The 14,553-nt window shown below is 42.6% G+C and carries 14 protein-coding genes; 4 read left to right on the plus strand and 10 right to left on the minus strand.

Annotated elements, in window-relative coordinates; all coding sequences use genetic code 11:
* Positions 1-99: 99 nt before the first annotated feature.
* The 4 genes from WQ57_RS01960 to deoC form a co-directional block, all read right to left on the minus strand.
* Positions 100-1,056, minus strand: a complete 957-nt coding sequence (locus WQ57_RS01960; RefSeq protein ID WP_046521990.1) for a nucleoside hydrolase — start codon at positions 1,054-1,056, stop codon at positions 100-102.
* Positions 1,057-1,072: 16 nt separating this feature from the next.
* Complete coding sequence (locus tag WQ57_RS01965; protein ID WP_046521991.1) at positions 1,073-2,044, minus strand: nucleoside hydrolase; 972 nt, start codon at positions 2,042-2,044, stop codon at positions 1,073-1,075.
* A 282-nt stretch (positions 2,045-2,326) separates the two neighbouring features.
* Positions 2,327-3,076: a GntR family transcriptional regulator gene (locus WQ57_RS01970; RefSeq protein WP_046522061.1), complete on the minus strand. Its 750-nt coding sequence runs from the start codon at positions 3,074-3,076 to the stop codon at positions 2,327-2,329.
* A 108-nt stretch (positions 3,077-3,184) separates the two neighbouring features.
* On the minus strand, positions 3,185-3,877 hold the full coding sequence (gene deoC, locus WQ57_RS01975; protein ID WP_046521992.1) for a deoxyribose-phosphate aldolase: 693 nt from the start codon (positions 3,875-3,877) through the stop codon (positions 3,185-3,187).
* An 822-nt stretch (positions 3,878-4,699) separates the two neighbouring features.
* On the opposite strand from deoC, the gene cdaS reads away from it, so the two are divergent.
* Entirely contained in the window at positions 4,700-5,323 is a 624-nt protein-coding gene (gene cdaS / locus WQ57_RS01980; RefSeq protein ID WP_046522062.1) for a sporulation-specific diadenylate cyclase CdaS, read from the plus strand.
* 189 nt (positions 5,324-5,512) lie between these two features.
* On the opposite strand, the gene WQ57_RS01985 is transcribed toward cdaS, so the two are convergent.
* The 4 genes from WQ57_RS01985 to WQ57_RS02000 all read right to left on the minus strand — a co-directional run bounded on the left by WQ57_RS01985 (position 5,513) and on the right by WQ57_RS02000 (position 9,106).
* Positions 5,513-6,298 (minus strand): HpcH/HpaI aldolase family protein, encoded by a 786-nt coding sequence (locus tag WQ57_RS01985; RefSeq protein ID WP_046521993.1) that lies wholly within the window; start codon positions 6,296-6,298, stop codon positions 5,513-5,515.
* A gap of 88 nt (positions 6,299-6,386) precedes the next feature.
* Positions 6,387-6,770 (minus strand): cupin domain-containing protein, encoded by a 384-nt coding sequence (locus WQ57_RS01990; protein ID WP_046521994.1) that lies wholly within the window; start codon positions 6,768-6,770, stop codon positions 6,387-6,389.
* A 43-nt stretch (positions 6,771-6,813) separates the two neighbouring features.
* The gene (locus tag WQ57_RS01995) at positions 6,814-7,701 is read right to left on the minus strand and encodes a DUF6282 family protein (RefSeq protein WP_046521995.1); all 888 of its coding nucleotides are present in this window, start codon (positions 7,699-7,701) and stop codon (positions 6,814-6,816) included.
* A gap of 127 nt (positions 7,702-7,828) precedes the next feature.
* On the minus strand, positions 7,829-9,106 hold the full coding sequence (locus WQ57_RS02000; RefSeq protein WP_046521996.1) for an SLC13 family permease: 1,278 nt from the start codon (positions 9,104-9,106) through the stop codon (positions 7,829-7,831).
* Between the two features lie 241 nt (positions 9,107-9,347).
* Between WQ57_RS02000 and WQ57_RS02005 the strand changes: the two genes are divergently transcribed.
* The 3 genes from WQ57_RS02005 to WQ57_RS02015 all read left to right on the plus strand — a co-directional run bounded on the left by WQ57_RS02005 (position 9,348) and on the right by WQ57_RS02015 (position 12,129).
* Positions 9,348-10,022, plus strand: coding sequence for a Crp/Fnr family transcriptional regulator (locus WQ57_RS02005; RefSeq protein WP_046521997.1), 675 nt, complete (start codon positions 9,348-9,350; stop codon positions 10,020-10,022).
* Between the two features lie 278 nt (positions 10,023-10,300).
* On the plus strand, positions 10,301-10,840 hold the full coding sequence (locus tag WQ57_RS02010) for a sigma-70 family RNA polymerase sigma factor (RefSeq protein ID WP_046521998.1): 540 nt from the start codon (positions 10,301-10,303) through the stop codon (positions 10,838-10,840).
* Complete coding sequence (locus WQ57_RS02015; RefSeq protein ID WP_046521999.1) at positions 10,816-12,129, plus strand: DUF4179 domain-containing protein; 1,314 nt, start codon at positions 10,816-10,818, stop codon at positions 12,127-12,129. Before WQ57_RS02010 ends, WQ57_RS02015 begins: the two co-directional genes overlap by 25 nt.
* A gap of 43 nt (positions 12,130-12,172) precedes the next feature.
* Here the strand turns inward: WQ57_RS02015 and WQ57_RS26460 are convergent, their stop codons facing one another.
* Both WQ57_RS26460 and WQ57_RS02020 read right to left on the minus strand, forming a co-directional pair.
* The gene (locus WQ57_RS26460) at positions 12,173-12,331 is read right to left on the minus strand and encodes a hypothetical protein (RefSeq protein WP_156183028.1); all 159 of its coding nucleotides are present in this window, start codon (positions 12,329-12,331) and stop codon (positions 12,173-12,175) included.
* A 407-nt stretch (positions 12,332-12,738) separates the two neighbouring features.
* Entirely contained in the window at positions 12,739-14,184 is a 1,446-nt protein-coding gene (locus tag WQ57_RS02020; RefSeq protein ID WP_046522000.1) for a DEAD/DEAH box helicase, read from the minus strand.
* Positions 14,185-14,553: the final 369 nt, after the last annotated feature.

The raw sequence follows: 14,553 nt of genomic DNA on the forward strand, positions 1-14,553 counted from the left end.
CAATCGAATAATTCAGACTATATATAAAAGACGGCATAGACAAGCAGCCGCTCTCCCCTTATGAATCAGTAAAATCATTTCCCCTTGTAATGGCACTGCCTATTGAATCGAACGCAATACATCAAGAAGTATATCTTTGAATGCATTCCGGTCGACTTTTTCACAAACTCGGACATTTTTTGATCGTTCCAGACGGTTATTAATATCCACCAGACTGTATCCTCTCGTTAATTCGCCGACTGTCTCCACATCTACATGATAAAGATTCGATTTTGTCATTATTTCCTCATTTGCTGCAACAGCGGCTAAAAGCGTATCTGGATGTGTCGTACCATTTAATTTATGAACCTCTTTATTAAATTTCATGACGACTTTATTTACCTCTTTAAAAAACTTTGCCCCTTTTGTTTCTAACTCCTCAATGTCCTTATGGTCCTTGTCATCCATAACTGAATATTGAGTGCACATTTCCCAGCCAACCATCGTGATTGGAATGCCTGAATGAAGGACAATTTTCGCAGCTTCAGGATCAACCCAGAAATTATATTCTGCGCTTGGTGTAATATTTCCCAATGCATTATTTGTCCCGCCCATAATGTAAAGATGGGGAATTTGGGACACAATTGTTGGGTCTTTTTTAAGGGCCATTGCGATATTCGTTAACGGAGCGATCGCTAAAATATGAACCTCTCCAGGATACTTGTGAACGGTTTCTATTAAAAAATCAACCGCATGACCCTCAGCTGGTGACTGGACCGCTTTTTCAAAAAAGGAATCGCCCATCCCGTCTTTGCCGTGAACATCTTCAACTGTACGATGCTGCTTTTCGCCCAGCCCCATTAATGGACGCTCATGCCCTTTATATACTGGAACTTGTCCACTCTTTCCTGAAACTTGAATTGTGTAAAGGGCATTTTCAACCTGCTGCTCAAACTGCACATTGCCGCCCGTAATCATAATGCCTTCTACCTGGAAATAATGAAGCGCCGTTAAAATCGCAATCGTATCATCACCAGCTGTATCGGTATCTATGATGACCCGTTTTCTCTCTATCATCAAGAATCCTCCTCTTTTACTTCTTTGCTAATTCCGTCATGTAATTGAAGAACGCATCCCGGTCCACGTCATAAACAACATTCACTGGACGTCCATCAGCAGTTTCAACTGTACGGCCCTGACTTGGACCATCTGTATGTACAATACTTTTGATCGTTTGAACTTTCACAAGGTCACGGTTGCCGACAAATGCGGTCGTCAATACATCCCATAAATAGTAGGTGGAGTTGGTCGAAAAGTGAATCAGGGGCGGAACCATTGCATAGCATTGGCCTAGAAAATCAACACCTAGATATTTGCGTTCTGCGGCCCAGCGTTCACGGACATCCAAAGTCAGCGGTACCTGATTTGTGCTTTCAAGCGCCACTAAATCAATTTCAATGCTGCTATCCCATACACGGGCAGCTGCTTCGGGATCCCAAAACACATTCCATTCCGCTGTCCCATCATGCTCAGGTTCATGGACGTTTCCTGCTTCCCGAAATGTACCGCCCATCCAAACCAGTCGTTCAATTTTCTCTTCAATTTCAGGAGCTTCATCCAAAGCACGGGCAAGGTCGGTAAGCGGACCTGTAAATAATAAGGTTGTTTTTTCTTCATTCTGACGAACCATGTCAATGAGATGAAGATGGGCTTTCTTTTTCGCCACTGGGGTAACAATTTTTCCTGACTCATTTAAAATCGGCAGGGCATCAACATAAAACGCATGCATTCGCCAGTCTTTTGGGAAAGGATTTTTCCCGCGGGAATTTGACTCGGCGACATCAAGTTCACCGTTTCCAAAGCGGTCAATAATTTTACGGCTTGCATACATCGCTGGTTCTAAATAGCAATCAGCCGGAATGACGGATACACCTGTTAGTTCAACATTATCCATGCGCAGTAATAAAAATAACGAAACAAGATCATCGACACCGCCGTCATGATTGAAGTAAATTTTTTTCTTTTTCACTTCTCTCCTCGTCCTTTCCGATTTACTTTCAAACATTGCTTTTCAGCATTATCCAGTTGCCCCTTTTTAGAAACGCTTACATATTTAAAGTGAAAAGTTATGATTTGCACCGAATTCAGGCGTTTAAAGTCCTTCATCTTGTTATGATCACTTTCCAGACAACGAATAAACCTTTTATTGCTGCTAATTCTTGAGGCAGCAACAGTAGGGTTAGCTTTTTTCCATTGTTCCTTTTAAGAATAGGATGGAACAAACCCCAAAAAAATACACGGTCGGTTCGGCATATAAAACCGACATGGTCTCACCTTTTCAGCACTCTTAATCACGCTGTAAATAAGAAGTAATTGAATATTTATCTGAGCGCAACCATACTTGTGAAATCTCGACTGGAATCAATTCATCCAAGTAGGTAATTTGATCCAAGTAGAGAACAGGTGTGCCAATTGGCATTGATAATAGCATGGCTTGTTCTTCTTCTAATCCTCTTGCTTCAAACTGACGAGTACCGAAACTAATTTTTTGTCCACTGAATTTTTCAATTGCTTCAAACAATGGCATTTGTTCAAACTTGACATATTCAATTCCTTGGCATAGGTCGACTTTTATATAGTTTTCAAGTACGATAACCGGCTCATTATCAATTAAACGTATACGTTTTAAATAAAGTACTTTTTGGTTATCTGTTAGAGAAAACTTTTTCTTAACAGATGCTTTTGGCACGATAACCTGTTTTTCAAGCACTTTTGTTTCAAAATTAATTCCTTCTCTTTCCATTGATTCTGCAAAAGAAATTAATTCTTGCCCAAAAGGATGTGACACTTTAGGTTCCGCAACAAATGTTCCTTTTCCTTGAATTTGAATTAAAATTCCTTCTTTTATTAAGGAAGAAATAGCTTTTCTAAGTGTTCCTCTACTAACATCCAACTGTTTCGCCAGATCCTCTTCCGCAGGCAACTGGTGATTTTTTTCCCATTCTTTTGTTGAGATTTTCTCACTCATCCAATCAGCAATCTGACTGTACAATGGTTTAGGATCACTTTTATTAATCACATTGCTATATTCTTTCATTATATACACCTTCCCGAATTTATTATTATCCTATTATACCTACTTATATAGAGTAGAATAAGTTAGAGAATTTATAAACATTAATAAATCCGGGAATGCATTTCCTTCTTAGTAATCACTTAATGCTTGGCCAGAGCCCGTTACAATTTTGACGCCTGCACTTGTACCAAGCAAAACAGCACCAGCATTTAAGATTTTTGAGGCACTTTCATAATCACGGATGCCACCGGATGCTTTTACTAATGCTTTGTCACCTGCTATTTTCTTTAACAATTGAATATCTTCTACAGTAGCATGGCCGCCTTTACCCCATCCACTTGAATTTTTCAAGTACGTGACACCTGCGTTTAAAGCAATTTCAGCAGCTTGTATCTTCTCTTCTTGTGTGAGCATCCCGAATTCAAGCATAATTTTTGTAACACGCCCGTCTGCAGCCTTGACGATTTCTTTTACTTCATTTTCAAACTCAGTATACATTCCGCTTTTAAAGAAACCGAAGTTTGGCATAAAATCGACTTGCTCGGCACCAAGCGATACAACTTCAGCCATTTCACGCGCTTTGCTTGCAGTGGTTAATCCCCCCATTGGAAAACCCAGTGCTGTACATACTTTGACATCGGATCCTGCCAAGATTGCTTTTGCCTCTTCAATCCAGCATGGTTGAAGCATTACACCATCAAATTTATATTCCATGCAATCTTCACATAACTTTTTGATATCTTCTTTTGATACATCAGGATTAACATTTGTGTGTTGAATTTTACTGGCAATTTCTTGAACTGTATAAGATTTTGTTATCATTCATATACCCCCTTATTTTATATACGTATATATACGTATATATATAAATTAAACGTATACATACAATCTGTCAATGGTTTTATATTTAGAAGGAGCAATCATTATTCTTTTAAATGCTTTTGTTTCCTTGGTGGCAAATCTTATTGAACGAAGGTGGTGCTGCTGTTTAACAACACGAACCGAAAGCGTTGAAATTGTGTAAAATAAATATTACATTCGTCCTTTAATCACCACAATCCAATCCATTACAATATTTAATTAATTCCTATAAAATTTAATTCAATTATTTTCCGGCTCCCTCATTTTGAAATGGAAGCTCTATATCTTCTAACTTATAAATCTCGTTAATTAAAGGCTTTACCTTATACACTCCATCCTTAATGAAGTGGAATGCAGTCTTTGATCTAAAACCTAAGAAAGGAACAAAGAGACACAGGGACAGACATCGTCCCACCGTCTGAAACTAAACGGGATAGTGTACCTGTAAAGCATGAGGACGGTTCTTCTGCCCTCACAATCAGACAATTTGCAATTACCAGGCCTCTTTAAACTGAATCAGCAATCTCAAAAGCCTAATCCAAACAGCGGATTAGGCTAAAAATGAGGCAAGAGAACCGTCCCCCCTGCATCGATGGCCTCATGGTCGCTGTGGGCAATGATAAAGACGGAGTTGCCTCTAGAGTGTAATATCTGGGCTCAATTCAACCCTTTTGCCATTAAAACAACACTAAATATTTTATAGAAATATGGGGAGAATAATGTCATTCTTTGTAAAAAAAGACCAAAGAGACTTAAATTATGACCAAAGAAACGAGGTATACCATGGGATTGAATGATTGCGACTTTTCCCCCCTCAAACTCCAAATAAGCGAAGGTCTCCAAAACATTATGCTTGAAATTGATCAAGGCTTACATTTTTTAGATAACGATAAGTATTGCATGTTAGGAAGAATTGAAGACATCAAGAACCAAATTGAACAAATCGAAACGGTTGCGGCGACTTTTTACTTGAATTGTTATTTATCGCCTTTTACGGATAAATACCTCGACATATCCACCGCCATCCAGCACCTTTCCAATCAGCGGCATGGAGCTTTAATTGTGATTGAGCGTGAACATCCATTGGATTCCCTAATCCGGCCCGGGGTGCCTATTGGTGCACATTTAACCCATTCGCTGCTGGAATCCATATTTTACCCTGGGAATCCCCTTCATGATGGTGCTGTATTGGTACGTAAAAATGAAATTGCTTCCGCAGGGAATGTACTCCCGTTAACGAAAAGACCAACCGGTGAAAAAAAGCTGGGAACTCGCCACCGTGCCGCCTTAGGATTATCAGAGCTAAGCGATGCACTTGTTCTAGTAGTTTCCGAAGAAACAGGGAGGATTTCATTTGCAATTGACGGGAAACTCTACCCAATCACAACATCCAGTTCCATTTTATAGAAAGCAAGGGGACGGTTCTCCTGCCTCATATCTAACGGTAGGTTAGGCTTTAACCGAAGAAGAGAACCGTCCCTCTGCCTCACCAAGAAAAAGTAGACTAATGAAATGACAAAACCGCACGAGTTAAGAAATCACCGTGCGGTTAAAAATTCGTTATTCACAATCACTTTTTACACTTAAGATATCCAGCTAGTTTCGTACTTCCGCCAAACTGTTTTTGACACTATCAATTTGTTTTTTCGTCTGACTTCTGAAGAATCCCAGGTCGTTCATGATGGTAACAAATTGGAAACCTTGTTGAATTCGTTTTGTTGCTGCTTCCGCCGTTCCGGTGACGATACCGGGGACGATATGATGTTTCTTGCAGGCTTGAAGCACTTTGTCAATCGCAGCTTGTAAATCATGGTTGTTGTTGTCGCCAAAACAGCCCATATCCTGAGACAGATCAGCGGTTCCAATAAAAATGCAGTCCAAGCCTGGTGTTTGGCAAATCTCCTCTATATTTTCGACAGCCTTCCTTGTTTCACACTGCATGATAACATAGGTGTTATCGTTCACTTCGCCGTTGTTGTAATTCTCATACCATCCCCATCTTGGTCCGCGGCCGGCACCTATCCCTCTCTTCCCCAATGGTGCAAGTTTCATATGTTCAATAATATATTGGGCGTGTTCTTTGGTTTCTACCATAGGGATCATCAAACCATGAATTCCAACATCCAGCATTCGCGCCATCATGGGGCCGTCATATGGGTCATAGACACGGGCAAGCGGCGCCATGTCATATAATTCCGCGGCCCGTATCATATTCACCATGGTTTCCATATCGGTTTGGGCATGCTCCTTATCAATGAGGACGAAATCGAGCTCATTAAGTCCTAAAATCTCTACATTAGTCGGTGAGCCGGAAGCAACGAACGCCCCCAACACATATCCGTTCTTCTCCAGCTTTTCTTTGACCAAATTGCGCATCTTCATTCCATACCCTCTCCTTTAAAACCAATTGCTGACCACTTAATAGACTCTTAAGTGATCAGCACATTTTAAGCGAAACATATAATTGAATTTACTTACGATAGTTCTCAATAAACTTGGCATAGGACTCGTTGTACTCTTCCCTCAGTGGATAGAAGATGTCCATATTAAGCACAGGTACAGGGCTGTCGTAGACATCGATATAATGTTCCACGCCAGCTGGAATCGTAATCCAGGAACCTTTGGTCATGCGGTATGGAGAACCATCCACATAGTAGTCACACTCACCTTCGAGGATAAATGCAATCTGCTCATTCTCTTCATGGGAATGCGGTTTCTTCTCATTGCCATTCTCGATTTTATTGATTGTGAGGTTAATATGCTCAGCCCCCATGCCGAATACCTTCCGTGTGATTCCTTCTCTTACAAATTGCCAAGGCAGGTTATCCAGATTACCATAATCAATTTTTGTCATTCTTAATTCCTCCTGTTTCCTATTCTTATTTTTGATGCCTTCTTTATTGGAAATTGAACAGCTCTTTCGGATTTTTCTTGGTCATGATGTTGATTTCTTCTTCGGTGATGCCGAAATGTTCTTCCAGTGCTTTCACGAAATTATACATTCCTTCTACCGGTGAACCATTGGCAGCCTGTCCATAGTCGGTATCGATAATGATGGAGTCCACCCCGCAAGCATCGATCATTTCTTTTGCCACGGACAAATCCACTACTGCTTCCACTTTCGAACCGCTACCTTTAAACACACAAGCATTAATCTCGATATAGGCACCCATTTCCGCCCATCTTTTCATATCTTCAATAGTAGCTCCTACCTGATAATGCGGATGCGTTACGAGGACACGTTTCATCCCCAGTTCAAAGGCTTTCTTGACTGTGGCGTCCACTTCGATTTCATTGCCATGCCCGGTAGCCAATACCATATCGTGTTTGGCCATGTACTCAATTACTTCCACCGCTTTCGGATTAAGCTTTCCGTTTTCATCGGCGATGATGATTGGCTCTTCTTCTACCTCCGAGGCGCCTGCTCCACCCACAAATGCCGATCCTTTATGATTGTCGATATGCGTTTTAGAGGAGACCGTTGGAAAGTAAACCATTGCCGTCCCCAATTGCCGGGCTTTATCCACTGCATTGACATTTAGGCCGCCAACCGCATTGTTTAAAACCAGGCATCCGTAAACCTTGCAAGTACCGTTTCCTAAATGCTTCTCAACCATTTTCGTCCCCAGGAGTGCAGGAACATAGTGATCCTTCACCACGAATCCTGCATACCCGGCTTCTTCCGCCAGCTTAAGCATTTCAGCAGCATCCACTGATCGTTTCGCTGTGGATGGTCCACAATGCACATGCACATCATACATCCCTTTTAAAATACTTCTATCCATAGCAATTCCTCCTCACAATATTTTGTCTTGCCAGACTTAATGCCCTAGTCCAAATACCTCCCTCACTGCTGGAGTCAGGAAAAGTGCCATTTAAGTTTGATAGCTTATGATTGAAATAGAGCAGCAATTATATTCCTGCCGTGATTCTGTATATACCGGTATTTGCCAGGATACCAGCGATGATGGAAATCACGATGGCCACCAGGAATAACATGTTAAAGACTCTCGTTCTTTCTTCCACGGTTGGTTTGAATAATGTCCCATAGGCGGCCAGAACCATTGCGCCACCCAGCGACAAAGGACTAATGGAAGCGGTGAATCCACCATTGATCACTGTGCTTATCAATTCAATATCAATGAACGGATTACCGTTTAAGGTATTCAACGATTCGATTGTCGGAATCAACGTGGGAATAGGACCGGCTATCGCAAGTGCGAAGAAGGACATGACCGACGAAGTGATACCAAGTAAAGGTGCCACCGTCCACTCCGTAGAAACGGAAGACAGCACGCTAGCCAAAAGGGTCAACCCGCCCAGCGTATCAATGACGCTTAGAAGATTCCCAATCCCGATGCAAAGGAATATCGTCTCCCAGGGAACACCGAGAAAGGCATTTTTTTCATCAGCAGTCTTGGCCAGCAGCAGGATGATGCTGAAAAACAGCGCCGTAAGTCCAGCATGCGTTTTTAAAAACATGATGGCCATGATCATCAATACAAGCATCAGCAAGGTCAGTTTTTGCTTGCCATTGATAACCGGAAGGTCGACGGGACCTGCATCAGCTTCCAAAGACGCGGCAGCAGCAGGCTGGTTCCTCTTCCATCCTCGCAAACCGAAATAAGAGATAATCCCCGCGATAGAGAAAAGAATCACACCATTCAGGAGGATTTGTGCTGTGTAACTAGGAAAACCAGCTGAATCGATGATCAAGTTGGCTGTATTCCCAAACACTCCCACCGGTGTCATAAGGGTAGCGTTCGCTCCAAAGATAGTCAGCACTCCTATCAAAATGGGATTGTATCCCATCTGGTACCCAACGCTCATGGTAATCGCAGGCAACACCACATAACCAGTCAAGCCACCCGGGTCAACAACCGTTATGAGAGCGCTTACGACAAAGACCATAAGAGGATAAAAGGTCGCAAAACGTCCAAATGAGGCAAACAGCTTCTTGGACAAGAGTTCCAAGGATCCATTGTTCTGTGCAATCGCGAAGAAGAAGAACATTCCAAACAAATTCAGGAATAGACTCGTAGGAAAACCAGTTACAATCTCATTGCTTGAAATCCCGCCAATCATTCCTAGTACGATTGCCATCGCCAGCGCGATGATCCCAATATTCTTTTTGGTGTAAACTCCCAGTGCGATGACAAAGATTAGGGATAATAAAGAAATTGCTTCCATCCAATCCCTTCCTCCTATACTTTTTATTTAGGTTGTTTTCCAACATAAAAGGTTTTCTATCACTCTCCATAAATGCTTTTGTAATTATATCTTACAAAACATAAGAAAGCGCTTTCGATATCATTTGATACACAGTATTTATTATTTTCGCTTAAATTTGAAATAGAGGAAAAGGTGGTTGTAGTATAATGGATGAAATGAGGATAGCAGCTTCATTTTTTATAAAGGGAGGAAAAGCCGTTTGCGTAAGAACACTCTGTTTTTCGAAAATCAGTTTATAGATTTTAAGCCTCTCTTATTGGAAGTCGGGGAAAGGTATATACTGGAGAAAGGCAGTATCATCACCAATGATATCGACCCCTTATACCTGTACTATGTAGAGAAAGGCATTTTCAGGTTGTCGGTCAATCACATCGAAGGAGTTAGCAAGACGATTTGCTTTCATGGCGAGGGTTCTATTTGCCCTTACTCCTTAAGCAGGCCGATCAATGGGAAATTCCATATTGATGTCGATTTCTTCGCGATCACCGCCATCACCGATATCGAGACGATCCGCATTCGGCCGAGAGATTTCTATAAGGCCCTGAAAAACAACCCTGATCTAGGCATCGCGATGCTCGATTATGTCATCATGCACTCCAATCTATTCATGCATGAATCGATTACCCTAAGCTATGATTCCGCCTTTGTTAAGACTTGCAACATCGTTTACATCTACACCCACTACTTAAACAAGATGGGAATCAACCTTACCCAGGCCGAAATCGGCGAGATCATTGGGGAGAAAAGGCTGGAGGTCGCACGCTCCCTTAAGGTGTTGCGAGACCAGGGAATCATTAAAACATCCCGGAATTGCATTGAAGTCCTGGACCCTGAAGCACTTAAGCTCAACTGCAATCCTGATTTTGTTTCCTAATTGCCCAGTTCATCCCCATCCAACACGCAAATTTTTACCCTATACCAAGATTGCTTACTACCTGCAGTTTCTACAATAGAGCCAAAGCTGCTGGTGCTCCCTCCTTTAAAAATCACCCCCAAAAGTCCAGTAAGCAGGAAGAAAAAGGTGCGAATCAACTATTGGTTTGCGCCTTTTTTCTTTATGACCGAAAACATTTCCTATTTTTATCATTATAATGAAACCAAACCATCCACTTGTGTATCTAACAGATAGACAGAAAGAAAGGGGCGCGGATTTTGGATGAGAACAAGGAAGTGAAACGTGCCATAAAAGGGAATGTTGCTTCCTTTGAAAGGCTGATCACTGAACATAAAGGGGCGATGTACAAAGTGGCCAGGACCCTCCTTCCCCGCGATGAAGATTGTGCGGATGCAATCCAGGAGGCCATCCTTAAAGCATTCCGCGGAATAAGGACCCTGCGTGAGCCGCGTTATTTTAAAACCTGGCTGGTCCGGATTCTCTTGAACGAATGCCACCAAATCCACCGGCAGCGGAAAAAGCTTGTCTCGATGGAGGAATATACAGAGCCCTCTATAAGGGAGAAGGGATTTGAGCAGATTGAGGTCCATGAGCTGCTTGATGCCCTGCCTGAAGATCAGAAGCACATTTTAAAATTGTTTTATATTGAGGACCTATCGATTCATGACTTGGCCCTTATTTTGGAGATACCCGAAAACACGGTGAAAACAAGATTGCGGCGGGCACGGGAGAAAATGCAGCAGCTCATTGCGAAAGACGAGGAGATGGAGACATGGAAAAATGGGAAAAGGAATTGAAAAAGGATGCAAACTCCCCTATGCCCGACCTGGTTAATCATAGGATAGAAGAGACGCTAAAGCATCTGCGCCGCAGGAACCCGGGACGCAAGATGTATGTGGGATTGGCAGCAGCTGCAGCCGCTATAGCCCTATCGCTGGGCATTTCGATGGTCTCTCCTGCCGTTGCCAATACGCTGAAAGAACTCCCGGTGGTCGGGTCAGCCTTTGAATTTGTGGGTAATATTGGCCAGAAAAAAGGCCAGGAAGCCGGGCTGGCAACCGAGCTTGGGGAGCAGGTCGAGATTGACGGTCAGGTGGTTACTTTTACAGAAACCATGTATGACGGCGGAGATATCCATGTTGGCTATATCAGGGAAAGCATGGGAAGCAGGACATCCAGTCATTTCCTGGGCAATCTGGAATTTTCTATCGAAAAAGGGCCAGTGAGCTCAGGGATGGGTGGAAAGGAAACAGAAATTGAAGAAGGAGTCCATGCTGGTACAGTGAGTCTAAGGTTCCAGGAAGAAATTCCCGACTCTTTCACACTTGTGGTCCGTCCCCGTGAAGGAAGGTCCTGGGTCGTCAAGCTTCCTGTCGAAAAGAAGGGAAGCAACCGGGTATTCCCTATAAAGAAGAAAAAAGAGACCGAGGACTTGGCCATCGTTTACGACAGGCTTACCTTCTTCCCCACCTCGACAGAACTTGCCTTTAGTCTTGTAATGGATGAAAAAGCACTTGAGGACAATACCTATGATTGGCTGAGTTACCAGGTTGTCGACAACAAAGGACGTGTCTTGGAGCCTTTTAGTACAGGCGGCGGGGGCGGCGGTCCGGTGAAAGGAAAAGTCACCCACGCCTTCACCCATTCCTTTGAACCGGTCGATGACTTACCGGAGTTCCTGATCATAAGGCCTTATCTTGATGAATTTAAAGAAACCACTCCCGAGCTAATCAAGAAAAAATGGGAAGGGAAACAAGTGACTCTTTCCCAGGGCGGAATAGGGAGTATAACGGTGTTGCAGGCGGAGGAGCGGAACGGAGCCATCACTTTCACTTATGAAACGGACGGCGATGACGCGTACAGCCAGGCGAACGCCTTCTGGCTGGAAGATTCAGCCGGAAACCGTTATGATCCGGCGGAGACCCCTGTGCGGGTTGAAGGAACCACCAATCAATACCAGGCCAGTTTTTCCGGAATTTCTGATTTAGAAGATATGAACCTCGCAACCGTCACAAAGAACCCTATTCAGTACCTGAAGGAATTGGAGATAAAGATTGATTTAAAGGAGAAAATGGTCCTTAACTAGGAAAACAGGGTTGCCCTCTGCACAGGGCAACCCTTTGTATTATTCATTCATTCTCCCGAATAAAGGCAAGCCCTTGTTCTTTGTTGTATATACGTCCATTCTTACGGTCCTCACGACTTTTTTTAACCAGATTTAAAAGCTCCTCATCTTTTGCAAGCCAATCAACTTCTATCTCGATTATTGTTTCTGTCCTGTTCTTCATCTTTGATATTCTGACCTCCTACTGGAACAATTTTTTTATGCTAGTACTATATTAAAACCCCAAAATCCGGTTAAATTAATGCTAGTACTGGCATTAAACTCGATCCTATAAACCTAGTACTCGCATTAAAGCTAGGCTAACCAGCATTAAATGATGTCTTATCAGCATTATATTATCCCTTACCAGCATTAAATTAGTACTCGTATGATTCAATACCCCTAATTACAAAAGGGTCGCAAATTACAAGAAAAACAACTCCTATTCAATGTATGAGTGACTCAACTCGAATAAAATCTTTCCGATTAAAAATAAAAAACGCCATTTATCCAGCAATACAGTAATGAAAAGCCTAATCCACCAGCGGATTAGGCCCTACATTTAGTATATTTCACGAACGGAATTTCCAATCACTTTACCGCCTTGCTAACTTTCACCTTTTTCCCCTTTATTGTTGTATTCTCCATGGCCTGCAGGACGAGTGCTCCCTTTCCATTGAGGATATCCACATAGGACAAATGGTCTTTTACGGTGATAATCCCGATGTCTTCTGCTGTGACGCCAGGGATATTGGCAATCGTGCCAACAAAATCCAATGGACGAAGTTTCTTCTTTTTCCCGCCGCTGAAATGGAGCTTCATAATATCTTTGTTGACTCTAGCTGTTTTATTATTATGAACAACTCGGCGTCCCCGGGATTTTTCCTCAAAATCAGCCCTTACGCGTTCAACGTCCTCCTGTTTAGGAGGTTCCGTTTTAGTAAGTTCAAAGCCGATGTATCTTTCAATCGCGTTGATGAATTTCCCCTCAAACGGTGTTGAAAAAGTAATGGCTTTTCCTTTTTTACCCGCTCTCCCTGTCCTGCCGGTTCTGTGGACATAACTCTCTTTTTCCATTGGGACATCATAATTGATGATCAATGTTACATTATCAACATCGATTCCTCTTGCCGCTACATCGGTCGCCACAAGATAACGGAAATTCCCCATTTTGAACCCGTCCATAACGGCAAAGCGATCCTCTTGCTCCAACCCTCCATGCAGTCGTTCACAAGAATAATCAGCTGCCTCCAACTGGGCAAAAACAGTCTCGACGTTTTCTTTCGTCCTGCAAAAAATGATACAGCTGTCCGGATTCTCAACTACGGTAACATTTTTAAGAAGAGACATCTTCTCGTCTTCTTTTACTGTCATTAAAAAATGTTCAATACTGCTGGTTGTCACACCTGAAGACGCCACCTCAATGTGAGTTGGATCGTTCATATACTGATGACAAAGATTTTCCACATCTTTAGGCAGTGTCGCCGAAAAGACCATGGTTACCCTTGTTGAAGGGAGCTCATTAATAATGGCTTCCACTTCATCGATGAAGCCCATATTCAGCATTTCGTCTGCTTCATCAATGACTAAATACTTGATTTGATCTAGGAGAAGTGTACCTCTTTCGATATGATCGCGAACGCGTCCAGGCGTACCGACGACTATATGTGTTTTTTGCTGAAGTTCTTCCTTTTGTTTCGTAAAAGGCTCTTTTCCATAAACGGCGGTCGCTTTTATCCGTTTGAACCTTCCGATATTGGTCATATCTTCGCGAACTTGTACAGCTAGCTCCCTGGTTGGTGTAAGGATGAGCGCCTGGGGTTTTTTCTCCGCCCACTCCACCTGATCGCAAATAGGGATGCCAAATGCTGCAGTCTTGCCACTCCCTGTTTGGGACCTCACGACAAGGTCCTTATTTTCTAATGCCCATGGAATGGTCTTCCTTTGAACCTCAGTCGGAGTTTGGTACTTCAACAAATCCAGTGCCTTCTTAATTTCAGCACTTAAATAATATTCCTCAAAACTTGCATCGCTCATGTTTGGCCCTCATTTATTCGTTATTTCGATAATATATACGATTCTCTATTAGAAAAATTATATTCGTTATCGCTAGTGTTCATTATACGTGAACTTCCCAGTAAAGCGAATTGGACAGCAACAGCCAGGCGAAAGTCTTCTGGCTGGAAGGTTCAGCCAGACCCCAAAAAAAAATAAAAGTAGCCCATTGGACTACTTTTATTTTTTGCTAATCTTCCACAATAGGCTGCTGCACATCGGTTGCCGCCTCCTATTGTGCAGCGGGCCGCTGTTCAGCTTCCTGCCGTTACTCGGTCACGATAGTGCATTTACGAATCTGGTCGTTGCCCTTAGTTTCCACATAAACTTTATATGGGCCCACCTGATAGA

The sequence above is a fragment of the Mesobacillus campisalis genome (assembly GCF_000986785.1).
Lineage (GTDB): Bacteria > Bacillota > Bacilli > Bacillales > Cytobacillaceae > Mesobacillus_B > Mesobacillus_B campisalis.